This window comes from Mucilaginibacter sp. P4_E8, from assembly GCF_056401495.1.
The window spans coordinates 24,692-49,710 of record NZ_JBFUJG010000018.1 but is presented as its reverse complement, the minus strand read 5'-3'; the positions used below and the strand labels follow the sequence as shown (position 1 = coordinate 49,710).

Here is a 25,019-nt window from a genome sequence, read left to right as displayed (position 1 = left end):
ATTCAGGTATTTAAATTTTGTGTATTTTTGCAAACTAATTTTTTAATAAATGATGGATTTGGTAATTCCGGATAAGATACATGATGAGAGCAGGCAGGGTGAAGCTTTGGTTTTAGAGCCCGCAGCCGGTAAAAACAATGGCCGTAAACTTTATATTGAAAGCTATGGTTGTGCCATGAATTTTTCTGACAGTGAGATAGTTGCATCAATTTTATTGGAACAAGGTTTTGAAACCACTGCCGATTATAGTGTAGCCGATGTTATTTTTATAAATACCTGCTCTATTCGCGAAAATGCGGAGCAAAGGGTGCGTAACCGCCTGAAAGAGTTTACGGTTGCCAAGGTAAAAAAACCGGGATTAGTGGTAGGCGTATTAGGGTGCATGGCCGAGCGCTTAAAATCAAAATTTTTAGAAGAAGAAAAGCTGGTTGATGTAGTTGTTGGTCCGGATGCTTACCGCGACCTGCCTAATTTGATAGACCAGGTAGATAGCGGCCAAAAGGCGGTTAACGTGTTACTATCACGTGAGGAAACTTATGCCGATATAAGTCCGGTACGCTTAAATAGCAACGGCATTAATGCATTTGTATCCATCATGCGTGGATGCGACAATATGTGCTCATTTTGCGTAGTACCTTTTACCCGTGGTCGTGAGCGCAGCCGCGATCCGCAATCAATTGTTGCCGAGTGTACGGATCTGTTCAATAAAGGCTATCGTGAGGTTACTTTGCTGGGGCAGAATGTGGATTCATATAAATGGAAAGCGGGTTCTGAGTCTGAAGGTCCAAGTTCTGAGTCAGAAACCAACCCAGGCGACAACACTACCAACTTTGCTAACTTATTAGAGCTTGTTGCCCTGGTTAACCCTGAGTTGCGGGTTCGTTTTTCAACTTCGCATCCAAAGGATATTACTGACGAAGTGCTGCATACCATCAACAAGTACGAAAATATTTGTAATTATATCCACTTGCCGGTACAATCAGGCAATAGCCGTATACTGGAAATGATGAACCGTACTTATGACCGTGATTGGTACATTAACAGGATCGACGCCATTCGCCGTATTATTACTGATTGCGCCATATCAACAGATGTGATCACCGGGTTTTGTACCGAAACAGATGAAGAGCATAACGACACTGTAACCATGATGGATTACGTAAAGTACGATTTTGCCTACATGTTTAAATACAGCGAAAGACCAGGTACGTTAGCCGCCAAACGTTATGCTGATGATATACCGGAAGAAATAAAACAAAACCGCTTACAGCAAATTGTGGCCAAGCAGCAGGAGTATTCTTTTTACCGTATGCAGGCTCGTATTGGCAAGGTTGAAAAAGTACTGATAGAAGGATATTCAAAAAAATCAGATAAAGACTATTGTGGCCGCAGCGATCAAAACGCCATGGTGATATTCCCGGTTGGCGAAAATTATAAACCAGGCCAGTACGTAAATGTATTGATAGAACGCAGCACATCGGCTACTTTGATAGGGAAGGTAGTTTAGCCCCCCGCCCCCCTAAAGGGGGAGGGATCAGTTAAACGACTATAATATAAAATTAAAAACCTAAAATTCCCCCTTTAGGGGGTTAGGGGGCTTATGGATATACAAGAAATAAAACAGCGCTTCGGGATCATTGGCAATTCGCCTTTGCTTAACCGGGCCATAAATATTGCCAATCAGGTGGCACCTACAGATATTTCTGTATTAATTACCGGCGAAAGCGGTAGTGGGAAGGAAGTGTTTTCGCACATTATACATCAAATGAGCCCGCGTAAACATGGGCCATTTATTGCCGTAAACTGTGGCGCTATTCCTGAAGGTACCATTGATTCAGAATTATTCGGGCACGAAAAAGGTGCCTATACCGGTGCTGTTGGCGAGCGTAAAGGATATTTTGAAACCGTAAACGGCGGTACCATATTTTTAGATGAAATAGCCGAAATGCCTTTGGGTACCCAGGCCCGTTTGCTGCGGGTACTTGAATCTGGCCAGTATATCAAAGTAGGTTCATCAAAAGTCGAGAAAACAAACGTTCGTGTTATAGCGGCTACCAATGTTGATGTATATGAAGCTGTAAAAAGCGGTAAGTTCAGGGAAGATCTTTACTATCGTTTAAATACTGTTCCGCTACGGATACCACCCATGCGTGACAGGAAAGAGGATATTTACCTGCTTTTCAGGAAATTCACTTCTGATTTTACCGATAAATACCGTACGCCACCCATTCAGCTTGATGAAGAGGCACAACAGGTATTAATTAATTATTCGTGGCCGGGTAATGTAAGGCAGCTTAAAAACATGGCCGAGCAACTGGCCGTTCTGGAGCGCGACCGCATTATAACAGCACAAACCCTGCTTACCTACATTCCGCATGAAACAAGCAACCGTAATTTGCCCATGCGCCTGGATAACCAGCCTAAAGAGGATTTTTCTGAGCGGGATATTTTGTATAAAGTGCTGTTTGATATGAAACGCGACATGGTTGAATTAAAAAAACTGGTGGCAGATATTATTGAACACGGTGGTGTGGCGGCTAATTATAGTAATCATTCACAAACACTTAATCAATTATATCGCGATATTGAGCTCCCGGGAAATCCTGAAGCGCAATTTACTTTGCAACAGCCCGTTAATACGGGTAATAGCAGCAATAACAACAGTAATGATTCGTATAATATAACACACGAGGCCGAGGAGGTTGAAGAATCGCTGTCGTTGATTGAAAAAGAATCGGACCTGATACGTAAAGCATTAAAAAAACACAAAGGAAAGCGAAAGCTGGCTGCTAACGAACTGGGCATATCAGAGAGAACGTTATACAGAAAAATAAAGGAATTAAACTTATAGGCTAAATGAAAAAATTACTGGGGATCATTATTGTTAGTTCGCTAAGTTTAATGTTATCATCATGCTATACGCTCAAAAATTCATCCATCCCACCGGCTTTAAAAACCATTGATGTACAATTTTTTGAAAATAATGCACCGCTTGTAGTGAATAACCTGAGCCAAACATTTACCGAAGCTTTAAAAAACAGGATCCGGTCACAAAGCCGGTTAAGCATTACACGTAATGAAAGTGATGCCACCATGTCGGGCAGTATTGTGGGTTATACTATAGCACCAGTTTCTATTGAAGCGGTAGCCAGTAATGTGGCACCTATTGCCGACGCGAACAGGCTAACTATAACGGTGAAGGTTAAATTTGTTTACGAAGCGGATAAAAAGATTAATTTTGAGCAAAATTTTCCCGGATTCGTTAATTTTAGGGGAGATATTGGATCACAGGAACAAAACCTGATAAAAACAATAGTTGATCAGATAACTGAAGATGTTTTTAACAAAGCCTTTTCTAATTGGCAATAACTGAAGATGTTTTTAACAAAGCCTTTTCTAATTGGTAGGCAATTCGTACTTTCAACCACGTGAATCAAAATTTGAATAGCAGGCAGAACGAAATATTATTGGAATTGTTGGCCAATCCGGCCAATACCGGGCAACTGTATAGCCATGATCTGGAGCAGCTGGTTGATGAATTTCCACAAAGTGGCATACTACGCGCCATGCTTGCACATGCCGGTAAAGGCAGTACACTAAAACATGCTGCTGCTTATTTTGATCCGCACTTATTACACAAACTTATTAACGATGCGGATAGCCTCGCGGTAGTATCATCAGCTCAAATTGCCGGGCATCTTAAGGATACAGCTAACAATCACTTTCAGGATAGTACGCCAGCCGGCGAAAATTACTTTAATATAGGACCATTTGCCGAAACTGGTTTAACAAAGGAAACAGAAACATCTGTAAGTGATGAGCAGGAGGTTAATGCCCATGAAACTGAAACAGCACCCCAGACCAGCGTTGACCTGGAAACACCTCCTTCAGTTACTGAAACCGAACAGCTATCAATAATAACCGAGCCGGAAGTAATTGAGGAGCATATAACAGCGGAGCAGCAGGATGAGCTATTGGCGCAAGAGGATAAAACTCCGGAAAATAAAGATACCGATACTTCTTTAGCCGCGGTACAACAGCCAAATGAAGGTATTGAAGATGAAGTATACGACGAAATTGTAGGTATTGAAAACATCAGTTTTCCTGGGCACGAAGATGAATCAAAAACTGAGGCGGCGGTTAAGGATGAAAAATCCTGGGCCGATGAGTCTGGCTTTAACCTTGAATCGGAAAAGTGGATCATTGGCAGCATAGCCGGTAGTGATTATTTTACTTTTGATAACTCCATAGCCGATCAAAAAAATAACGGCCAGACCGAAAATATAGAAACCGTGTCTCCTGCTCCTGAACCTGCTATTGCCAGTGAAGAGCATGTTACAGCAGATACAGAGAACCACCAGGATGTATCAAAGTATAATGACGAAAAAATGCCTTATACTTTTATGTGGTGGCTTGATAAAACCCGTAAGGAGTATGCCGCAACTTATCAGCCTTATTCAAGTCCGCCGCCAGTGGCGCCGGTACAGGCACAGGCTGGTGAACTTAAAGAGCAGGCTGCCGATGCGTTGCAACAGCAGTATTTTGAAAATATTTTCCATGTAAAATCGCTGGAGGAGCTTGAAAAAACGCCGATACCGGATGCGCCTGAAATAAAACGTAAAGAGGATGTTATTATTGAAAAGTTTATACAGGAAGAGCCGCAGATACGGCCGCCGGCAATGGATAAGCTTGATAACGAAAACAAAGCCAAAAAAAGTTCGGAAGACAGGAACGATCTGGTAAGCGAAACCCTGGCCCAAATATATGCCGACCAAATGCTATACCATAAGGCAATTGCCACATATAAAAAATTGATGTTGAAATTCCCGGAAAAAAGCCGTTACTTTGCAAGCCAAATTGAACAGTTAGAAAAGAAAACAAATTAATATAAAGAAATGTATTTAGTTTTAATTATCCTTACCATTATCATTTGCATCCTTTTAGGGCTTATCGTATTGATCCAAAACCCTAAAGGTGGCGGTTTGGCATCAAATTTTTCAAGCTCATCACAGTTGATGGGTGTTCAAAAAACCGGCGACTTTTTAGAAAAAGGTACCTGGGTACTGGCTATAGGTGTAATGGTTTTATCACTGGCAATTAATGTAGCTGTAAAAGGCGGAGCATCAAGTAGTGATAACCCTGCCCTGCGCGATCAGATTGAGAAAGCCTCAAAACCAACAGCGCCGGCAAGTGCACCACTTGGTTTACCTACTGCACCGCCGCCAGCAACTAAACCTGCTGATAAGCCTGCTAAATAATTATACGTTAAAAAAATATAAAAAGGCTTTGGAGACTTTCCAAAGCCTTTTTTGCTGAATACCTCCGACTGACATGATGGCACTGGAAGGTTAAAATATTGTTAAGCCTAAAAAACGAAATAACCTTTAGCTGACATTACAACAGTTTTGCTGTCAATAAATGCCATTGTGTTTGCTTGGCATAATTGATGAGGAATTGCAGTCGAAACTTAAATAAAATAAACAGATATAACTATGTCATTAAACATTAAACCAATCGGCGACAGGGTTGTAGTGGAAGCTGCAGCAGCCGAAGAGAAGACCGCTTCGGGAATTATTATCCCGGATACCGCTAAAGAAAAACCTCAGCGTGGAACTATTGTTGCCGTAGGCGACGGTAAAGTAGATGAGCCTTTAACTGTAAAAGTTGGTGACCAGGTTTTATATGGAAAATACGCAGGTACCGAAATTACTTATGAAGGTAAAGAGTATTTAATTATGCGCGAATCTGACGTTTACGCGATTCTGTAAATCCAATTAGTGAATTATTGAAGGATTGAGTTATTGATTCTTTCTATTCAAATCAATAATTCTATAAATCATTAAATCGAAAATTAAAAAAACATGGCAAAACAAGTTAAATACAATGTTGAAGCACGCGACGCTCTAAAACGCGGTGTTGATATTTTAGCTAACGCAGTTAAAGTAACATTAGGCCCTAAAGGTCGTAACGTAATCATCGACAAGAAATTCGGTTCACCTATTATCACTAAAGATGGTGTAACTGTAGCTAAAGAAATCGAACTGAAAGATGCTTTAGAAAATATGGGTGCCCAAATGGTTAAAGAAGTTGCATCAAAAACTGCTGATATTGCAGGTGATGGTACTACTACTGCTACCGTTTTAGCCCAGGCTATTGTTACTGCTGGTATTAAAAACGTAGCAGCCGGTGCTAATCCAATGGATTTAAAACGTGGTATTGATAAAGCTGTTATAGTTGTTGTTGAGAACTTAAAATCACAATCACAAACTGTTGGCGAAGACAATAACAAAATAAAACAAGTAGCATCAATTTCTGCTAACAATGACGAGGTTATCGGTTCATTAATTGCAGAAGCTATGGCTAAAGTTGGTAAAGACGGTGTAATTACTGTTGAAGAAGCTAAAGGTACTGAAACCGAAGTTAAAACTGTTGAAGGTATGCAGTTTGACCGTGGTTACCTTTCTCCTTACTTTGTTACCAATGCTGATAAAATGGAAGCTGAGTTAGAAAATCCTTACATCCTGATCTATGATAAAAAGATCTCTTCGATGAAAGAATTGCTTCCAATCCTTGAAAAACAAGTTCAAACCGGCAAACCATTATTGATCATTGCTGAAGACCTTGACGGCGAAGCTTTAGCTACTTTGGTAGTTAACAAGATCCGTGGTTCACTGAAAGTTGCTGCTGTTAAAGCTCCAGGTTTTGGCGACCGTCGTAAAGCTATGTTAGAGGATATCGCTATCCTTACTGGTGGTACATTAATTTCTGAAGAAAGAGGTTACAAATTAGAAAATGCTGACCTTTCTTACTTAGGTACTGCAGAGAAGATCCTGATCGATAAAGATAACACTACCATCATTAACGGTGCTGGTAAACCAGAAGAGATCAAAGGCCGTGTAAGCCAGATCAAATCTCAGATCGAATCAACTACATCTGATTATGACCGCGAAAAATTACAGGAACGTTTAGCCAAATTATCAGGCGGTGTTGCTGTATTGTACGTAGGTGCTGCTACAGAAGTTGAAATGAAAGAGAAAAAAGACCGTGTTGATGATGCTTTACATGCAACCCGTGCGGCTGTTGAAGAAGGTATTGTTGCAGGTGGTGGCGTTGCCTTCATCCGTGCGGTAGCTGCTTTAGCTGACCTTAAAGGTGATAACGAAGACGAAAACACTGGTATCCAGATCATCCGTCGTGCTATCGAAGAGCCTTTACGTCAGATCTGCGAAAACGCAGGTATTGAAGGTTCAATCGTAGTTCAAAAAGTTAAAGAAGGTACTGGTGACTTTGGTTACAATGCACGTACTGATAAATACGAAAACCTGATTGGTGCAGGTGTTATCGATCCAACTAAAGTTGGTCGTGTAGCACTGGAAAATGCGGCTTCAATTGCAGCTATGTTGTTAACAACAGAAGTTGTATTGGCTGACGATCCTGAAGATGCTCCGGCTGGTGGTCCACCAATGGGTGGCGGCGGTATGGGCGGTATGATGTAAGAGCCCCCCAGCCCCCTAAAGGGGGTGTACGAAATATACATAATATACAAATCCCTGTCTGGTTTTCCAGACGGGGATTTTGTTTTTATAGGCGGTTATAGTCATGTAAACGTAAACGGATAGTCATGAGTTAATCATTTGATTAATTTTTAACATTTGCTGTAGCGCTAATACCTATTTTTGCGTAACAATTTCTGAAAGCTTAGTTCTTTAGGCACAGGGTTTGAATACAAAACATTATCATGAAAAACATAGTTCAAAAAACAAAATTAGTGCACAGTACCATAGTTGATTGGTTGCTGATAAAAGGCCCTGAATTGTTCGTTACCATTTACGGTAAATAATAAATTTTTACCTTTGCTTTCATAATTTATGAAAGACAAGGATATTTACAAGGTAGAAGACTTTTACAAAGATTTCCACAACTGGCTAATTACTCACGGCCCTAAGTACATCGGTGGAATAATCATATTTTTTATTGGCCTTTGGGTAATAAGGTTTCTGCGGGCCCGGCTTCGTACCCGGATGCTCAAAAGAGGCATACATTCATCATTACAACCTTTCTTTTTAAGCCTTACTATCACTACCCTTTATGTATTGCTGATTATTTGGGTAATGAATATTATTGGTTTGGAGATGACCATATTCACTACCATTATTGGCGCATTTAGCGTTGCGGCAGGTTTGGCACTGTCAGGAACGTTCCAGAACTTTGCAGGTGGGGTACTTATCTTACTACTAAAACCTTTTGAACTTGACGACAGTATTATAGCCCAGGGACAGGATGGAAGGGTGACATCCATACAGATTTTTTATACTGTTTTGCTCACCGCTGATAACAAGACCGTAATTATTCCCAACGGTAAATTATTTAATGAGGTTATAGTTAATGTTACCCGCGAAGGTAAACGCCGCCTTGATTTTGAAGTGAAAGTAGGCTATGCCAATGATGTTGAAAAAGTAAGGGGGATTATCGAAACCGCGATAAACACCACCCCTAATTTATTGAAAACACCAGCCTCAAAGGTGGGTATTAATAGTCTGGAGATCGACTCTATCAGATATATCATCAATGTATGGGTTCAGCCGGCCAATTTTTTAACAGCTAAAATGGCCCTACAGGAAAAGATCATAAAAGACCTTACAGCAGAGGGTGTTAATTTTCCTAAGGCAGGATAGTTTTTATAGAGCCAGGAAATTTAGAGTCAAGAATCAAGATCTTTTTGACCATCATCTTAAGATTCATTTCGCTACCTTGTCATCCTGAGGAACGAAGGATCTATTTGTGAGTCATGCATTAAACAAGGGCCTGTCATCCTGAGCTTGTCGAAGGATCGCGCGGAGAGGCCTACCCACCATGCTTCGACAAGCTCAGCATGACAGCCTACTTTTCCTGCTAAACAAATTAAAGCTTCTGCTTAGCCTTAATTTCCAGGTAACGATTAATAGTATTGATGGTAAGGTTTTGCGGCGCGCTTAAAATAGATTGTATGCCATGTTTTGCCAGCTCTTTCACAATAAGCTTTTTATCATAAGCAAACTTTTCGGCAATAGTTTTTATGTAGATGCCCTCTACATCGTCGGCGGGTTGTTCACTTAGTTTCTTCAATTCAGTGTTTTCAAAAAACACGACCAACAACAGGTGATATTTCGCTATCCTTTTCAGGAAAGGTAGTTGCCTTTCCAACGCGTTCAGGCTTTCGTAATTGGTAAAAAAAACAACCAGGCTGCGCTGTTTAATTATTTTACGTATGGTGCTGTAAAGCAGCTCCATGTTGGTTTCCAGATATCGCGTTTTTTCTTTGTATAAAACCTCCAGTATTTTATTCAGATGTGCCGGACGCCGGTCTGCCGGTACTACGGCTCCTAACTTTTCTGATACCGTGATCAAGCCTGCTTTATCCTCTTTTAACAAAGCCACGTTTGATAGCACCAGGCTGGCATTTATGGCATAATCAAGCAGGCTTAAACCTTCAAAAGGCATTTTCATGGCCCTTGATTTATCAATTACACAATACACATGCTGTGATTTTTCGTCGGTATAGGAGTTTACCATTAAGTTGCCCTGCCTGGCGGTGGCTTTCCAGTTAATGGTACGGTAATCATCGCCGGCAACGTAGGTTTTTACCTGCTCAAATTCAAGGCTGTGCCCAATCCGTCGTATTTTTTTTATACCGATATCCGTTAAGCGGTTGGAGATAGCCATTAGCTCATATTTGCGCATCTGCAAAAAAGAAGGATACACCGGCAGTGTTTCGGCCTGACTAAAATTATAACGCCGCCTGATTAACCCTAATGGCGATTTAACATATACCCTGATATCGCCAAACTCGTATTCACCACGCTTGGTTGGCCGCAGCATGTAATTAATTAGTTTACGCTCGCGGGGCCCTAAATTTGTTTTAAACCAAACATCGCGCTTCTGAAACTGGAAAGGGATCTCATCAATAATACCCACGCTTATATTAAACGTGTACCAGTTTTCGATATATACACCAAGCTCGTTATTATCGCTGTTGCTCAGCCGTTCAGGGGCATGTCGTTTGGCAAACACCCCTTTTGAAGTTTTGTACAACATGATCATATCAATAATGATCAATACTACCAGTGCCCAAAATACCAGCTCAGGGATGATGCCCATCCACGGAAAAAAGAAAGACAATACAAACAATACCACGCTGCCGGCCAAACAGCTGAACAGGCGGTTAGTTAAAAAAAGGTTTCTATAAAACAGGCTGATAATATTTTTCACGCAGGTATATTATCGTGGTACTTCAATTTTCTGTATAATTTGCGCCACTACATCATCAGGGCTCACACCTTCCATTTCCTTATCGGGCGTAAGCATAATGCGGTGCCTTAAAACAGGCGCTGCTACATATATGATATCCTCGGGAGTAACAAAATCACGCCCTTTAATGGCGGCCAGGGCTTTTGCTGCATTGATCATAGCCAATGACGCGCGCGGCGAACCACCAAGATATAATGATTTATGGTTACGGCTTTCGTAAATGATCTTAGCGGTAAACTCCAGTAGCTTGGCCTCCACGTGCAGCGCCCTTACTTGCTGGCGTAATGCTATAACATCAGCCGCAGACAGAACCGGTTGAACATGGCTCAACTGGTCGGTTGTTTTTTGCTGATGTTGCTGGGTTATAATGGCTATTTCTTCTTCAAGCGATGGATATTTGATCTCTATTTTAAATAGAAACCTGTCCAGCTGGGCCTCGGGCAGACGATAGGTGCCTTCCTGCTCCATGGGGTTCTGGGTGGCCAGTACCGTAAAAGGCTCCTGCATTTTATAGGTATGCCCGTCAATAGTAACCTGGCGTTCTTCCATCACCTCAAACAAAGCCGACTGGGTTTTGGCAGGCGCGCGGTTAATTTCATCTATGAGTATAATGTTACCAAAAATGGGTCCCTGCTTAAAYTCAAACTCCGTGCTTTTAGGATTAAATACCGACGTACCCAATATATCCGAAGGCATAAGGTCGGGAGTAAATTGAATACGCGAGTAACGGGCGTCAATAGCCTTTGAAATAAGCTTGGCGGTAAGCGTTTTGGCTACGCCTGGCACTCCCTCAATCAGTATATGCCCATCGGCCAATATACCGGCTATCAGTAGGTCGATAGATTCATGCTGACCTACAATAATTTTGGCAAGGGTTTGTTTAATTTGATCAACCGCGGTACTGAGTTTACTCAGATCGGTTCTTTGTTCAAAATTCTCATTTTCCATTATATCCGGATTGGCTGTAAAATTTTTCTATAAGTTTATTAAGGTTAATTAATTCCCAGTCGGTTACCTGTTGCTGAACGCTGATATAATTAATAGCATTAACAAGGTTAGTAGCAAACTGACTGTCGATACCTGTTTTTTTAGATAGCGTATCTATAAATTCATGATCAAGCTTATTGGTTTTTAACCGGTAGTGGTTTCTGATGTGTTCTAAAAGAAAGAGTACTTTTTTGTGGGCAATATTAGCATTATTACGTTTTTCATAATAAACCTGACCCACAACGGTAACAAACTCCAAAGTTGAATTTTGTAAAGGTTCAATTACCGGGATGATGCGCTGGCGGCGTTTTACCTCGTAAATTATAAAAACTACCATACTGAAAAGACTCAGGTAATAAGCCCACTGCAAACTTGGATTGCTGAAAAATACGCGCAATGGCGATATATCCTCCGGGATATCGCCATTTTGATATTGATCCCAGTAAATATATTTAGCGCCAGGCATATAGGATAATGCCTTTTCGGCATAATCGCCACCTTGTTTGGTTAACAGGCTATAATTGGTAAAAACAGCAGGGGTAGCACAAAGGTACAGCGTGCCTTTGCCAAATTTATAGCTTAAAAAAGTACAATGATCGGCATAGTTTTTACCTATAACAGTGGCCCTGGCAGTATCAAGCGAGGCAAAATATTGGTTTGCAACATCACGGTTAAAAACATAACTATTGGGAGCTTTTAACCGGCTGTTGGTAAAGTTGAGCGATACGTTTCTTTTAGCATATTCTGCACGGGTTTCAATTTTTAAAGAATCGGCCAGATGGCCCTGCCATTCAAAAGCCGACATGAACACCGAGTTGCCCGCCTTGATATATTTCAGCATTTCATCAAAATCAAACTTGTTGAGGCTTATTTTTTTTGCGATGATGATGTAGTTGCCCTGTTGCAGGTTATCGTTATGAAAAACATTATAAACCGATTTGTTGGTATTAACTACCTGTGCCCCGGGATATAATTGTTTTAACTGGTTATATAAGATATAGGTACCAAAGGGGATCTTATCATTTCGGTACAAGGTAGATTGCCAGTTAACCGGGCTGGGTTTATTGTATTGAGCCACCAGGTAACCTATCATTAACAAGCTGGCAATAGTGATATAGATTTTAAAATCTTTCATGCTATGCCCTTGTTAAAATCCTGGAACAATGTGTTTATATTTTTAAAAACAGGTGCATCAATTGCAAACTCGCCATACCATACATATTCAAATTGCAGGGTGAGGGTTTTAAAAACCTTGCGTTGCTCCTGGTTGCTAAGTTCATTGATATAGGCACTGTTTGTTTTATCAATTTGCCATTTGATCAGCTCGGCATCGCTTAGTTGTTTTAAGCATCTTAAGTAAAGCAACCGTACCGCCAAACGGTAATTGTGCTGGGCTACGGCCTTTTCTATTTCGCTATCGAAGTTTATATCATGTATGTTCTCTAACGACTCGGAGTATGGCAAGTTAGCGGTCATTGATTTACGCCTGAAAATATGAAGCATATCTATCCCCACTAATTTAAGCACCAAAAAAACTACAGCTGCCAGCCCTGCTATAATAAAAAGGTATTTTAAAAAATATATTAATGCTTTCAGAAAAGGACTTAGGTTATACTTGCCGAAATTTATTGGTTTAAACAAGCTCCAGAACCAGTTCCAGAAGCGGGTCCACCAGGATGGCGCTGTTTTTATATCATCTTTATATTGAAATTCGGGCAGTTTGCTATAAGCTTTTATGGCAGCGCTATCCAAATGACGCACATTTACCTCAGTGCTATCCATTTTAAGCGTTAAAGGATGCTTTACCGCTTTAGTCAGTTTAGGCGGAACAGTTCCGTTGCTTATATGAACAAATAGTGCAAAAATGATAGAAAACAGCAAGCGCAGCATAGTTAATATTCTTCAACAGGTAAATCAGAATCAGGGTTTGTTGTACCCAGCTTATCTATTCTGTCTAATAAGCTCGTACCATCCTTGCTTTCTGTTAAATTAAAATAGCATAAACACAGTGTGGTTATGGGTAGTATGGTGAATATCTGGCAAAGGTGCTGCAGTACCGCTGTGATTATTGCTGCCGGTACAGAAAGAGAAGAAAATCCTTTTTGTGGATGCAGGAGTAAACTTACCACATTGATCATGCTTGCAGGAATGGTAATTACCATCATGCACACATAAAAAATTATCCATATCACTATGAGCGTACCAAAAGTTACCCACCAGTTTTCTTTGATTAGAAAAAAGCAGCGACTAAAAGCATAACCGAAACTGGAGTTCTCCATCACCATAATAGGAAATACTAATGCAAAAATAGGAGCGAGGTAAAAACCGGGAACCAGGCAAAACAAAAAGGCAAAGCCTAAAAGAAAGTTAAGTAATATCGTACTGCCAAGTACCCGCAGGTAATAGTATTTAATATAGCCCCACATTTCTTCGGTGGTAGGCACCTGTTTTTCTTTTTCTTTATATAAGGCGATATAACTTAAAACAGTAACCTGAATAGTTACAAAGCTAAACAGCGCGAAAATAATGGTGAAAAAATACTCTATGCCAAAAAAGCTCCAAACAGATGGCTTGTACTCCATGCTATTATAAGTACCGCTACTGAGGTTAGTCATAGCGTTGGTCATTTTTAATTGCAGCAGGCTTGCGCTGATCACACCGCCGATTACAAAAAAGCCGCAGAAAATAAAAAAGTACTTTAGTAAGGGTTTAAAATTCTGCTTTACAAATAAAAAGGTGTCATTTATAATTTCGCCAAAATCGCGGATCCTGGCTAATTCAACTTTTGGTTGCATGATGGGTTTGGTTATTTTTATAAATTTTGTTTGGGTATATAATTACATACCATATAATGAACAATAGTGATGACGCTAAAATAGTGATGCTAAGCCACACCGGCATTTCGGTATGCCTGGTTACAAAGCCTTCAAAAAATGCGGCTACAATTAAAATGGGAACAATGCCAATAGCTACTTTCATGCCATCTTTGGCCCCCTTTTTTAATGAAACCACGCGTTTATATGTTTTGGGGAACAAAAGGCTGTTGCCTAAAATAATGCCGGCTGCGCCCGCTATGATGATAGATGAAATTTCTAAAGTGCCATGTATCCAAACCACCAGGATTGATTTTATACCCAAGCCCTTGCTGAAAAAGTAGTATTGGAACGAACCGAGCATTAACCCATTGCGGAACAAATAATAAACAGAGCCTACAGTGAATATAATACCGCTTACAAATGTTACCAGCGAAACAAAAATATTATTGGCTGCTATTGAAAAGAACATAGCTGCCTCACCACTTGTTTTATAAACGCCGAAAGGATCGCCTTTAAGAATATTAGCATTGGTCATATCCACATAGCTATCACCAAGAATAAGGCGTACAAAGTTTTCGTCATATTTTGCCGACAAGGCGCCTATCAGACAAAAAACAGTAAAAAATAAAAAAGCGTAAAGCAATTGTTTTTGATAGGTTTTAAACAACAATGGTAGTTCGTATTTCCAGAAGGTTAGGAACCGGTTGCTTTTTTCGCTTTTGTTTTTGTAGATAGACTGGTGCAGACCAGCGGCCAGGCCATTTAAATATGCTGTGGTTTTTGATTTCGGATAAAACGTTTTTGAATATGCCAGATCGTCGGTAATTTGAATAAAACGATCTGCAAGCTCATCGGGATCATCTGTTGGCGATTGCTCAAAGCTGCTCCACTTTTGGGAGTTTTGTTTTACAAAAAGAGGTTCGCGCATGAATTGCGATGGGTTTAAATATTCCGTTAAAATAATTACAAAAGACATATATATCAACTAAAAAGACATATTTAGATTTTATATTTGATTGTATGCAAACTATTAAGATAACCACCACACAAAATATTGATATTGACTACGAGGTAGCAGGTTTGGGAGAACGCATTGTTGCTTATTTAATTGATATAGGGTTATTTGTGGTCATACTTATTGCTGCCCTGATCACTATGGGGGTAATAGGCCGTTCATCAAGCTCGGAAGTTTTTATTGGGGTGCTTTTAATAATTTATGCGGTGCTATTTGTGTTTTATGATCTGGTGTGTGAAATAGCCATGAACGGGCAAAGTGTTGGCAAGCGTATAATGAAAATAAAAGTAATAAGCCTTGACGGAACCCGGCCCCGTTTTGGGCAGTATTTGCTGCGCTGGTTATTCAGGATAGTTGATTTTTCTTTAACCGGCAATTTATGCGGATTGATATGTATTGCGGTATCAGATAATGCACAGCGCGTTGGTGACATGGTAGCCGGTACAACCCTGATCAGGACCAATCCGCGTACCAAAATGAACAATATTACTTTTAAACCTGAGGCAGATGATTATCAGCCTGTTTTTTCGGCTGCAGCAAGGCTAAGTGAGCAGGATATTGAACTGATAGGCGAAGTAATAAATAATTATATAAAAAGCCGTAACAACGTGTTGGTTTATAATATGGCGCAACGCATCAAGGATCTTTTAGGTGTAACTCCCCCTCCCGAAATGAACGATATGTTGTTTTTACAAACTATTATAAAGGATTACAGCCACATCATAGCTCAGGCCGATGTTTTATAATGAGTATACAATGCCCACATTTTAATGCCATAGCTCACTAATACTATGCCGCCTGTTATTATAAACAAAGTTTTTTTTACAACGAACTTGGGCGTATCCAGCTTTAAATACTTATCGGTAATACCATAGGCGAAAAATAAAAGCAGCGGGATAGCAGGGGGGTATAGGGAAAAACTTTTTTGGATATCGCCCTGTAAAAGTGCCAGCAGGGAACGCTGGAAACCACAGCCAGGGCAATCAATGCCGGTAAGATATTTAAACGGACATGGGATTAAATGATTTTGCAGCCAGTGGATAAAGCCCAACTGGCTGCAAAATATTTGTAAAGTGATATAATTTGATAGCATTAAGCCTGCGGCGGATTACCAGAAGGGTCTTTATAATTGGTTGATGGATCAAATGGTTTAAAACCTCCCGCTTCCTGGGCTGATGGTCCCAGGTATTGATAGTTACCAAAACCCAAAACCGGGAAGAATACAAATGGTAACAATAACAAACCAATAGTAAATCCTTCACTTTGACCAAAGCTCTTACTTAATAAGTTGGTGGTCCATACTGCATAAATGATATTTACGCATGGTACTAAAAATAAAAATATCCACCATATTGGTTTTCCAACAATTTCAAGCAATATAATATGGTTGTAAATTGGGATAATAGCAGCCCAGCCGGGTTTGCCAGCTTTTTCAAATACTTTCCACATGCCAATTATGGAGATAACTCCAATAATTAAAGCCGGAATAAGGCAGGCCATGAATATTGCAAAGAACACACCAGCAGAAGCTGCCGAAGAAGGATCATAGTTTTCCATTTGTTTTTTGGTTTAAGTAAGTGGTTTAGTGTGGTTTATTACTGCAAATTATAAAATATTTGAGTAAAAGTTTAAAAACATATCATTTTTATTACAAAGCCGGAATAATATTTTATCCTTAATTTTGACCTGATGCAAAGAGAGCAAATTTCTGTATTTGATATGTTCAAGATTGGCATAGGGCCGTCAAGTTCACACACACTTGGCCCCTGGCGGGCGGCGCAACAGTTTGCTGAAGGGCTGGAACAGCAGGGCATATTATCGCTGGTTGAGCAGGTAAAGATATTGTTGTATGGCTCATTGGCCAAAACCGGCAGGGGACATGGTACCGATATTGCCATACTGTTGGGTTTAAGTGGTGATGATCCTGTAACCTTTGAGGTTGACCAGATAGTACCTAAAATTGCGGCTATTACCAATACACATAAATTACTGCTTGCAGGCACACAGGAAATTGATTTTTCTGTAGTGGATGATCTGCTATTTTTGTTTAATGAAAGCTTGCCCTTTCATCCCAATGCGGTAACCTTCCAGGCATTTTTAAATAATGGCAAGGCGGTTTCTGATACTTTTTACTCCATTGGTGGTGGCTTTGTGGTAAAGGAGGGCAGTTCGGGCCAAACCAAACAAGAGGTTGACCTGCCATTCCCTACTGATACCGCTGCCGATCTGTTGCACTGGTGCATTAAAACCGGCCTTAAAATATCAGAAGTAGTGATGGAGAATGAGCTGGCCTGGCGTACCGAGCAGGAAACCCGGCAGGGCGTTTCAAATATTTTTAAGGCCATAAAGGAGTGTATTTATCGTGGCTGTCATACCACCGGGCAATTGCCGGGCGGATTAAATGTAGCCAGGCGTGCTTTTAAATTAAATAGTAAATTAATTGGCAATAACAGCTATACCAATTACGAGGAATGGGTGGCTGCCATACGACAAACCGGCGATGGATTTAAAAATATATTGGATTGGGTTAGTTGTTTTGCACTGGCTGTAAATGAAGAAAATGCCTCATTTGGCAGGGTGGTTACCGCGCCTACAAATGGAGCCGCGGGTGTTATACCGGCAGTACTGCAATACTATATTGCATTTTGTGATGGTGATAGCGACCAAAAGATCATGCAGTTTTTATTTACCGCTTCAGAGATAGGAAGTATATTTAAAAAAGGGGCGACCATATCGGCAGCTATGGGTGGTTGCCAGGCCGAGATCGGGGTATCATCAGCAATGGCTGCGGCTGCCCTAACGGAGTGTATGGGCGGTACACAAAGGCAGGTTTTAATGGCGGCCGAAATAGCCATGGAGCATCACTTAGGTTTAACCTGTGACCCTATAGGGGGGCTTGTGCAGATCCCTTGCATTGAGCGCAATACCATGGGCGCTATTAAGGCAATAACTGCATCACAGCTGGCCCTGCAAAGTAATCCCGAAAAAGCTAAAGTAAGCTTAGACGCCGTAGTAAAAACCATGTGGCAAACCGCCCTGGATATGAACTCCAAATACAAGGAAACATCAGATGGGGGGTTGGCTATTAACATACCTATTAGCTTGCCTGAGTGTTAGCCCCCCGGCCCCGTAAAGGGGAGTAAATTTGATTAGCTTTATCAGCTACCGGGTTGCTAAATAGCCTTTTGCTTAAACAACCTCATATCAAACTCAAAAGATTCCGTCCTGATGATCTTCACCGTTTTGGAATCCGGATGCATCGGATTTATCAGGTAATTGAAATCACCCGGAACGATTGCTGAAGGAACCTGCAAAGCTAAGTGACGATTGATTTTTGCAAATTTATCGCCTATTAACTGAGTGGCTTTTATTATAGGATTGCTGTTCCAGTTAGGGGGTAGATCAGCTATATCAATAGCTTCCAGGTTATTTTCATCTCTTAGTTCAATTGTGGCCATAAAATAATCGGTAGGTATAATACCGAGCGGTGTGTGTACTGCCACTTCCAAAACGGCTAATGCACGTGATGCGGCCGTGTATACAACAGGCACACCTTTGCTGTTCCAGCGGCCCCCGTTTATTTCGGCACCCCGGCCGGATAGATCATGAATATAGGATTGTTTGCTGAGCCGATAAACGATCATGCTAATATGCCATGCTCAATACGGCCCAGTTCATCGCGGATCATGCTGATGCCAAAAGAAGTATCCAAAAGCTCTTTTGGTTTTACGCCACCGAGCGGAATACTTTTAAAATCCATCCAGGCATAAAATTTTTCTTCATCGCCAAAAACCTCGATACCCTTTTTATATAATAGTTCGATCAAAACAATTTTCTCTGAGTAAATAGGATCAAAGGTTTTTTTCTCCTTTTTATAACGCTGAATGGTTCGCTCAGAAAGATGAAGGTATGAGGCCCATTCATCTATCCCCAAATGTATATGATCTGAAAGTTTATTGAGATATGTAAATGACACACCTTCTCTTACCATGTTGGTTAGGTTTATATCATCGTCATCAATAAATTTGTATGGCTTTGGCGTACTCATGATTGCTTTGCTAATTGTCAATAAATTTACGACAATTGTCCCATAATTGCAAATTATTTCTTTTCCAACTCGCCTAAAATAACTGGTTTAAGTTTTTCAACCCACATCTGGTACATGGTAGCAGATGGATGAAGGCCATCATTGGCTAAGAGGGATAGATTATTTGCAGCCAGTTTTGATATGGGAGTTATATCAATATAATTAACACCAGCTTTGGCGCTTTCATCCCTGTTAATATCATTAAACTGGTCTATTTCGGGACCTATATGAGCTTCCTGGCCATGGGCGAATGGGGTTACGCCATAATCAGGTATCGATAATACAAAAACATGATTCTTATCGCCTTTGGCAAACTTAATGGCCGTGTTTAAAACCTGTACAAATTTTATACGATAGTTAGCCTGGCTGCCACCACCGTACTGATCATTTACCCCAATAAGTAATGTTACTATATCATAGGTTTTATCATTAATGCCGCTTGCGTCTATGGCTGATATTAACTGATCTGTTGTCCACCCGGTTTTTGCTATTATGGTCGGTTCGGTTATTTTATGCCCTGGTAATTGCCCGGTAAGCAGGTACGGAAATGATTCCGGTGCCGGTACTGATTGACCAATGGTATAGGAATCGCCGAGGGCCAGGTAGCTTAATGTATCGATTACTGATGCAACAGGCTTTGATGTAGAATTATTTGGCGGCATAGCGTCGTTTTGTTTTGTACATGCTGTTAGGGCGCTTATCGGGAATAAAATTAAAAATAATGCTTTCATCATAACATTTCCATACCAAACAATACGGAAATATGATGTTTTAAGATTTTTTTAACTTCATTAATATCAACTACGCTGCCCAGTTCTTTTTGCATGGAGGTTACCGCCTTGTCGTCAATACCGCAGGGAACAATGTTATTAAAATAATCGAGGTCGGTATTCACATTAAAAGCCAGTCCGTGCATAGTAACCCAGCGACTGCAGCGTACACCCAGAGCACATATTTTACGGGCATTTTCATTATCGGCATCAAACCAAACACCGGTATAGCCGGGGTAGCGACCTGCTTTTAAGCCATAGTCGGCAAGGGTTAATATAATAGCTTCTTCCAGTGTACGCAGGTACAGGTGTATATCGGTAAAAAAATTGTCGAGGTCCAGTATCGGGTATGATACAATTTGTCCCGGACCATGATAGGTAATATCACCGCCGCGGTTAATAGTATAATATACAGCCCCCTTTTCTTTTAATCCGTTTTCATCAAGCAGCAAATGTTCGGGTTTGCCGCTTTTACCCAGTGTGTATACATGCGGATGTTCGCAAAATACCAGGTAGTTAAAAACTTCATCGGGCACAAAAGGCTCATAAGCGTCTGCAGGTACCAACGTTTTTGCAGCTGCTTCATAAGCCAGCTCGGTGTTCCGGTTATTCAATTTGGTTTTTACCGAAGCGGCAAACAGCTCTTCCTGTTTGTCCCAGGCTTGCTGGTAATCAACCAATCCCCAATCCTGGAAAAATACTTTTTTGTTTTTCATTACATTGAACCCTTTACATAACCAATCATATAATCTTCATATTGCAGGTAGCCTACATTATAGTCAAGACTGGTTCCTTTTTTATGAAGATGAGCATTGAGCTTACCGGGAGTTTCAAAATTAAAAGGGTCTAAAAAAATATTATCAGCAAATGATACCTCTTTTTCGCCATTGCATTTATATACTGCTTCTTTGGCGCACCAGCAAACATATAATTGCTCAATTTTTTGCTGCTGATCAATAAAGGCAAGTTCCTCGGGGCGCATAAATTTATTGGCAATACGCTCAACCTTTTGTTTTATTTGCTCAATATCAATCCCCACTTTATGCGTTTTGCTGATCATTACCGCGGCATAATCAAACGAGTGGCTTAATGATATATGATAGGGAAGGTTTACCAGGTAAGGTTTGCCATGCGAGTCGACCTTGCAATCAATATACTCATCAGTACGTAGCATTTTACGCAGTAAAACCCGTGTGCCCAGCCAGTGCAGGTGGCGCTTACCGTTGCTCAGTTTTTCAACATAAGCCTTCTCATCATCATCAAGTTGTAGTTGTTTATACAGGTCGTCAGCCTCTTCTTCAATTTTCCAGAGCGCAAATTCGGTATCGTCATCAATCCGCTGCCTGTATGCTATAGCCATAATAAGTAAAGTTGCAAAATAGGTGACAAACTTATGTCAAATAAATTTAATTAAAATATTTTAGTATATAGTAATTGGTATCAAGTAGTTAGTATCACGTATCAAGACGATCAATTTAGGTTTTATATTCTGTCATTAAAATCTTGATACTCGATACTAATTACTTGAAACTACATATTGCCTATTGTTTTAATTAATTATAATTTAGGCCCTACCATGATATTATCAGACAAGCGCATTCTCGAAGAAATTGAAAAAGGCCATATTATTATTGAACCCTTTAATCGCGAATGCCTGGGCACCAACTCGTACGATGTACATTTAGGCAAGCACCTTGCCACTTACCGCGATAGGGTTCTGGATGCCAAGCTTCACAACGAGATTGATGGCTTTGAGATACCAAAGGAGGGTTTTGTACTGCAGCCCAATACACTTTACCTGGGGGTTACCATGGAATACACCGAAACACACAGCCATGTACCATTCCTGGAAGGAAAATCAAGCACCGGCCGTTTGGGTATTGATATACATGCCACAGCCGGCAAAGGCGATGTAGGCTTTTGTAATACCTGGACCCTTGAAATTTCATGTGCCCAGCCTGTTCGTATTTATGCGGGTATGCCCATCGGACAGCTCATTTATTTTGTTGTTGAAGGTGATATTGAAACCATGTACAACACAAAAAGCAACGCCAAATACAATAATCCCACCACACGCCCGGTTGAAAGTATGATGTGGAAGAATAAGTTTTAATATTTTTTTATAAAATTAAACCTTTGAGGCAGGGCCTTGTCTAAGTCTGAGATTATACAACGTATCTGGTTTAAAACGCCTAATTTACAGCACTATAATATTTAACCTTATATAAAACCTATAACCTCACAATTCATCGCCTGCAAGATATTTTGTGTAAATTGAATTTTATTTAAAATGATGAAATACAAAAAAATATCGCTTGGCTTACTTATAACTGTAATTGTAACAGTAGTTCTTGGATTTACCGGTCCGGGAGATGAGCTGTTAGGTAAATTAGTAGATCAGCTTTATAAATGGCGCGCCCTGCAGCCGCAGGAAAAAGTTTACCTGCACCTCGATAAACCCTATTATGCAATTGGTGATGATATTTGGTTTAAAGCTTATGTAACCATAGGCAGCAAACATCAGCTATCGGCTTTTAGCGATATATTGAACGTTGACCTGATTGATGAAAATGATTCTGTAAAGCGCAGCATTAAACTCCCTTTATCAAGCGGCCTGGCATACGGCGATTTTGCACTACCCGATACCATGCAGGAGGGTAATTACCGTATAAGGGCCTACACCAACTGGATGCGCAACGCCGGCGAGGCTTATTTTTTTGATAAAGCCATCACTATAGTTAACGGTATAAATAATACCGTTTTTACTAAAACCAGTTATACTTACAGTAATCAAAATGGAAAGCAAAAGGTAAATACAGTTATTAACTATACCGATTTAAGCGGTATGCCTTATGTTGGTAATGAAGTAAGCTACCGTGTTGGGCTTAATGGTAAAACTGTTTTTAAAGGCAAAGGGATAACCAATGATAAAGGTAACCTGGATGTAGCTTTTATTAATTCAACCAACAATGCGGCGGCATCGGGCTTTATTATTGCCAATATTAAACTTGCCGATAAAAAAATAGTAACAAAGGTAGTGCCCATAAAGGCGGTATCAAACAAAATAGACGTACAGTTTTTCCCGGAGAGCGGTAATCTGGTAAATGGTATTAATTCAAAAGTTGCTTTTAAAGCCGTTGGTGCCGACGGTTTGGGTGTAAATATAAAAGGTAATATTGTTGATGGTCAAAATCAGGTAGTTACTGCATTGGGTAGTGCCCACCTGGGTATGGGGGTGTTTGATTTAAAACCCGAAAGCGGTAAAACTTACAAAGCTCACATTATTTATGAAGATGGCTCTGAAGGTAATTTTGATTTACCTAAAGCTACCGATAACGCTTATGTTTTAAGTATTAATAATTCAAAAGATGATGATCTTACGGTTAAAATATTACCTGGAGCAGGTTTATTAAACAGCGCGACACCTACGGACGGCCTCCTGCTGGTAGCACAGAGCGGCGGCGAAATTTACTATGCGGGTAATAGTGCCGATGGCGGTAAAACGTTCACCTCCGTTATTCCAAAAAGCAAGTTCCCATCAGGTATTATACAGTTCACCTTGTTTTCGGCAAAGGGCGAACCCTTGAATGAGCGTTTGGTATTTATTCAGAACTCCGACCAGCTTAAGCTTACTGTAGCTGGTGATAAACAAAAATACGGTGCGCGCGAAAAGGTGACCATTAGCCTCAATGCTAAAAATAAGGATGATAAGCCCATTATTGGCAGCTTTTCGGCCGCGGTTACAGACCTGTCAAAAGTGCCGGTTGATGAAACAGCCGAAGAAAGCATTCTCTCGAACATACTGCTCAGTTCTGATCTGAAAGGTTATGTTGAAAAACCAGGTTATTATTTTGCCAATGATAATGCAAAAACAAAGGCCGATCTTGATGTACTGATGTTAACGCAAGGCTATCGCCGCTTTGAGTGGAAACCGCTTATAAATGATTCTTTTGCCCCTATAGTTTATCAGCCTGAAAAAACATTGGCAATATCAGGTCATTTAAAAACATTTGGAGGCAAGCCTGTTGCAAATGGTAAAATAACCTTGTTTACAACATCAGGAGGAACGTTTATTTTAGATACCGTATCAGACGCCCAGGGTAAGTTTACCTTCAATAATTTGATTTTTAGAGATAGTATAAAATTTGTTGTTCAGGCCCGTACGGCAAAGGACCGTAAAAACCTGGAAATTGAATTGGATAACATCGCACCCCAATCTGTAGGAAAAAATAAGAATGCGCCCGATATACAGGTGAACATTAATGATGGGCTGTCGCCATACCTGCAAAACAGTAAAAAGTTGTTTAGTGAGCAGGTAAAATACGGGATCGGTAACCATACCATATTGTTAAAAGAAGTAGTTATTAAAGATACCAGGACAGTAGCTGTAAAACATTCTGCCAACTTGAACGGGCCAGGCAATGCCGATCAGATACTTACTTATAAGGATCTTGAAAATATGGGTAATATTTCGCTCCCTATTATATTACAGGGCAGGCTTTTAGGAGTAATGTTTCGTGGAAATGTTCCCTATTCTACCCGTGGTGGCGGCGCCATGCAGGTGGTGATTGACGGGGTTTATGTAGATTCAGACTTTTTAAACAGCATAAACACTACTGATGTTGCAAGTATTGAAGTTTTACGTACGATAGGTAACACGGCAATATATGGTTCCCGCGGAGGAAACGGTTTATTGGTGATCACCACCAAAAGGGGCGATGAAGGTTCTGTTTATAACCGGTACGCGCCAGGGATAGTGACTTATTCGCCCAAGGGGTATTACAAAGCACGTGAGTTTTATTCGCCTCAGTACGATGATCCTAAAACAAACACGCAGATGCAGGATCTGCGGTCGACCATATACTGGCGGCCCAATGTTATTACCGATAAAGAGGGTAATGCATCCTTATCTTTCTTTAATGCCGATGGCAAAGGAACATACCGGGTTGTTATTGAAGGGATAGATGCGGATGGTAATTTGGGCCAGCAGGTTTATAAGTATAAGGTAGAATAATATTTTCTTATCGATATATATAATATATAGTTAATATGATATA

25 protein-coding genes are annotated in these 25,019 nt (G+C 40.5%); 12 read left to right on the top strand and 13 right to left on the bottom strand.

Annotated features, from left to right (window positions below; translation table 11 throughout):
• Positions 1 to 49 precede the first annotated feature (49 nt).
• The 8 genes from miaB (at position 50) to AC1DRQ_RS10405 (ending at position 8,675) form a co-directional block, all read left to right on the top strand.
• Entirely contained in the window at positions 50 to 1,507 is a 1,458-nt protein-coding gene (miaB, locus tag AC1DRQ_RS10440; protein WP_429400146.1) for a tRNA (N6-isopentenyl adenosine(37)-C2)-methylthiotransferase MiaB, read from the top strand.
• Between the two features lie 93 nt (positions 1,508 to 1,600).
• Positions 1,601 to 2,851: a sigma-54 interaction domain-containing protein gene (locus AC1DRQ_RS10435; protein ID WP_477424191.1), complete on the top strand. Its 1,251-nt coding sequence runs from the start codon at positions 1,601 to 1,603 to the stop codon at positions 2,849 to 2,851.
• 5 nt (positions 2,852 to 2,856) lie between these two features.
• Positions 2,857 to 3,369, top strand: a complete 513-nt coding sequence (locus AC1DRQ_RS10430) for an LptE family protein (RefSeq protein WP_429400144.1) — start codon at positions 2,857 to 2,859, stop codon at positions 3,367 to 3,369.
• Positions 3,370 to 3,440: 71 nt separating this feature from the next.
• A complete protein-coding gene (locus AC1DRQ_RS10425) occupies positions 3,441 to 4,886 on the top strand; it encodes a hypothetical protein (RefSeq protein ID WP_477424189.1) in 1,446 nt (481 codons plus the stop codon).
• Positions 4,887 to 4,895: 9 nt separating this feature from the next.
• Positions 4,896 to 5,258: a preprotein translocase subunit SecG gene (gene secG / locus AC1DRQ_RS10420; RefSeq protein WP_429400142.1), complete on the top strand. Its 363-nt coding sequence runs from the start codon at positions 4,896 to 4,898 to the stop codon at positions 5,256 to 5,258.
• A 234-nt stretch (positions 5,259 to 5,492) separates the two neighbouring features.
• On the top strand, positions 5,493 to 5,768 hold the full coding sequence (gene groES / locus AC1DRQ_RS10415; protein WP_183564502.1) for a co-chaperone GroES: 276 nt from the start codon (positions 5,493 to 5,495) through the stop codon (positions 5,766 to 5,768).
• Between the two features lie 93 nt (positions 5,769 to 5,861).
• Complete coding sequence (groL, locus tag AC1DRQ_RS10410) at positions 5,862 to 7,496, top strand: chaperonin GroEL (protein ID WP_477424187.1); 1,635 nt, start codon at positions 5,862 to 5,864, stop codon at positions 7,494 to 7,496.
• Between the two features lie 372 nt (positions 7,497 to 7,868).
• Positions 7,869 to 8,675: a mechanosensitive ion channel family protein gene (locus AC1DRQ_RS10405; protein WP_477424185.1), complete on the top strand. Its 807-nt coding sequence runs from the start codon at positions 7,869 to 7,871 to the stop codon at positions 8,673 to 8,675.
• 226 nt (positions 8,676 to 8,901) lie between these two features.
• Here the strand turns inward: AC1DRQ_RS10405 and AC1DRQ_RS10400 are convergent, their stop codons facing one another.
• From AC1DRQ_RS10400 to AC1DRQ_RS10375, 6 genes are read right to left on the bottom strand one after another with little or no spacing between them, the layout of a single operon-like run.
• Complete coding sequence (locus AC1DRQ_RS10400) at positions 8,902 to 10,248, bottom strand: DUF58 domain-containing protein (protein ID WP_477424184.1); 1,347 nt, start codon at positions 10,246 to 10,248, stop codon at positions 8,902 to 8,904.
• A gap of 9 nt (positions 10,249 to 10,257) precedes the next feature.
• Positions 10,258 to 11,235, bottom strand: coding sequence for an AAA family ATPase (locus AC1DRQ_RS10395; RefSeq protein WP_477424183.1), 978 nt, complete (start codon positions 11,233 to 11,235; stop codon positions 10,258 to 10,260).
• Positions 11,225 to 12,409, bottom strand: a complete 1,185-nt coding sequence (locus AC1DRQ_RS10390; protein ID WP_477424181.1) for a DUF4350 domain-containing protein — start codon at positions 12,407 to 12,409, stop codon at positions 11,225 to 11,227. Before AC1DRQ_RS10390 ends, AC1DRQ_RS10395 begins: the two co-directional genes overlap by 11 nt.
• On the bottom strand, positions 12,406 to 13,164 hold the full coding sequence (locus tag AC1DRQ_RS10385; protein ID WP_477424179.1) for a DUF4129 domain-containing protein: 759 nt from the start codon (positions 13,162 to 13,164) through the stop codon (positions 12,406 to 12,408). The genes AC1DRQ_RS10390 and AC1DRQ_RS10385 overlap by 4 nt, the downstream gene beginning before the upstream one ends.
• A 2-nt stretch (positions 13,165 to 13,166) precedes the next feature.
• Positions 13,167 to 14,069, bottom strand: a complete 903-nt coding sequence (locus tag AC1DRQ_RS10380; RefSeq protein WP_429400135.1) for a hypothetical protein — start codon at positions 14,067 to 14,069, stop codon at positions 13,167 to 13,169.
• Positions 14,053 to 15,066, bottom strand: a complete 1,014-nt coding sequence (locus AC1DRQ_RS10375) for a stage II sporulation protein M (RefSeq protein ID WP_429400134.1) — start codon at positions 15,064 to 15,066, stop codon at positions 14,053 to 14,055. The genes AC1DRQ_RS10380 and AC1DRQ_RS10375 overlap by 17 nt, the downstream gene beginning before the upstream one ends.
• A 44-nt stretch (positions 15,067 to 15,110) precedes the next feature.
• Here AC1DRQ_RS10375 and AC1DRQ_RS10370 point away from each other — a divergent pair, with 44 nt between their 5' ends.
• Positions 15,111 to 15,851, top strand: coding sequence for an RDD family protein (locus AC1DRQ_RS10370; protein ID WP_477424176.1), 741 nt, complete (start codon positions 15,111 to 15,113; stop codon positions 15,849 to 15,851).
• Here the strand turns inward: AC1DRQ_RS10370 and AC1DRQ_RS10365 are convergent.
• Together AC1DRQ_RS10365 and AC1DRQ_RS10360 are read right to left on the bottom strand one after the other, a co-directional pair.
• On the bottom strand, positions 15,833 to 16,198 hold the full coding sequence (locus AC1DRQ_RS10365; protein ID WP_477424175.1) for a DUF2752 domain-containing protein: 366 nt from the start codon (positions 16,196 to 16,198) through the stop codon (positions 15,833 to 15,835). The genes AC1DRQ_RS10370 and AC1DRQ_RS10365 overlap by 19 nt on opposite strands.
• Complete coding sequence (locus AC1DRQ_RS10360; protein WP_477424173.1) at positions 16,198 to 16,662, bottom strand: DUF5684 domain-containing protein; 465 nt, start codon at positions 16,660 to 16,662, stop codon at positions 16,198 to 16,200. The genes AC1DRQ_RS10365 and AC1DRQ_RS10360 overlap by 1 nt, the downstream gene beginning before the upstream one ends.
• Before the next feature lie 132 nt (positions 16,663 to 16,794).
• On the opposite strand from AC1DRQ_RS10360, the gene AC1DRQ_RS10355 reads away from it, so the two are divergent.
• Positions 16,795 to 18,222: an L-serine ammonia-lyase gene (locus AC1DRQ_RS10355; protein WP_477424171.1), complete on the top strand. Its 1,428-nt coding sequence runs from the start codon at positions 16,795 to 16,797 to the stop codon at positions 18,220 to 18,222.
• Positions 18,223 to 18,278: 56 nt separating this feature from the next.
• Here the strand turns inward: AC1DRQ_RS10355 and AC1DRQ_RS10350 are convergent, their stop codons facing one another.
• From AC1DRQ_RS10350 to AC1DRQ_RS10330, 5 genes are read right to left on the bottom strand one after another with little or no spacing between them, the layout of a single operon-like run.
• On the bottom strand, positions 18,279 to 18,749 hold the full coding sequence (locus tag AC1DRQ_RS10350) for an RES family NAD+ phosphorylase (RefSeq protein ID WP_477424169.1): 471 nt from the start codon (positions 18,747 to 18,749) through the stop codon (positions 18,279 to 18,281).
• Entirely contained in the window at positions 18,746 to 19,153 is a 408-nt protein-coding gene (gene parS / locus AC1DRQ_RS10345) for a type II RES/Xre toxin-antitoxin system antitoxin (RefSeq protein WP_429400128.1), read from the bottom strand. The genes AC1DRQ_RS10350 and parS overlap by 4 nt, the downstream gene beginning before the upstream one ends.
• A gap of 53 nt (positions 19,154 to 19,206) precedes the next feature.
• A complete protein-coding gene (locus AC1DRQ_RS10340) occupies positions 19,207 to 19,926 on the bottom strand; it encodes an SGNH/GDSL hydrolase family protein (protein WP_477424167.1) in 720 nt (239 codons plus the stop codon).
• Entirely contained in the window at positions 19,923 to 20,678 is a 756-nt protein-coding gene (lipB, locus tag AC1DRQ_RS10335; RefSeq protein ID WP_477424165.1) for a lipoyl(octanoyl) transferase LipB, read from the bottom strand. Before lipB ends, AC1DRQ_RS10340 begins: the two co-directional genes overlap by 4 nt.
• Positions 20,678 to 21,322 carry a 4'-phosphopantetheinyl transferase family protein gene (locus AC1DRQ_RS10330; protein WP_477424163.1) on the bottom strand — a complete coding sequence of 215 codons (645 nt, stop codon included), beginning with the start codon at positions 21,320 to 21,322 and terminating at the stop codon, positions 20,678 to 20,680. Before AC1DRQ_RS10330 ends, lipB begins: the two co-directional genes overlap by 1 nt.
• A 216-nt stretch (positions 21,323 to 21,538) precedes the next feature.
• Between AC1DRQ_RS10330 and dcd the strand changes: the two genes are divergently transcribed.
• Positions 21,539 to 22,075 carry a dCTP deaminase gene (gene dcd, locus AC1DRQ_RS10325; RefSeq protein WP_477424161.1) on the top strand — a complete coding sequence of 179 codons (537 nt, stop codon included), beginning with the start codon at positions 21,539 to 21,541 and terminating at the stop codon, positions 22,073 to 22,075.
• Positions 22,076 to 22,252: 177 nt separating this feature from the next.
• Positions 22,253 to 24,976 (top strand): TonB-dependent receptor plug domain-containing protein, encoded by a 2,724-nt coding sequence (locus tag AC1DRQ_RS10320; RefSeq protein WP_477424159.1) that lies wholly within the window; start codon positions 22,253 to 22,255, stop codon positions 24,974 to 24,976.
• The last annotated feature ends 43 nt before the right edge of the window (positions 24,977 to 25,019 follow it).